Origin of the sequence: Desulfogranum marinum (assembly GCF_016918565.1) — a bacterium.
GTDB classification, from domain to species: domain Bacteria; phylum Desulfobacterota; class Desulfobulbia; order Desulfobulbales; family Desulfobulbaceae; genus Desulfogranum; species Desulfogranum marinum.
Genome location: NZ_JAFFQD010000205.1, coordinates 1 through 253 on the forward strand (window position 1 = coordinate 1; position 253 = coordinate 253).

A 253-nucleotide genomic window follows, 5' to 3' on the forward strand; every position below is an offset into this window, starting at 1 on the left:
GGATTTTTCATTATAACGACCTTGCTGGATCCCATCAAATATCCTAGCGAGGAAATTGCCGAACTGTACCTGAAAAGATGGGATGTTGAGCTTTTTTTTCGAGATATAAAGACGACCATGGGAATGGGGTGCATCCGACGTTTATGGAATCATTTAACACGCCGAATCCTCTTCTCTCGTGAGACCCTTTTTTCCTGCGCACTTTTCTCATACTGATCAAAGAACGAATCAAATTTTGAGTTATACTTGGCGC

At 41.9% G+C, this 253-nt stretch carries 1 protein-coding gene; it reads left to right on the plus strand.

Annotation, left to right across the window (positions count from 1 at the left end; genetic code table 11):
• Positions 1-216: transposase (locus tag JWH17_RS23500; RefSeq protein WP_205225121.1), on the plus strand; the 216-nt coding region annotated here is incomplete at its 5' end.
• Positions 217-253 lie beyond the last annotated feature (37 nt).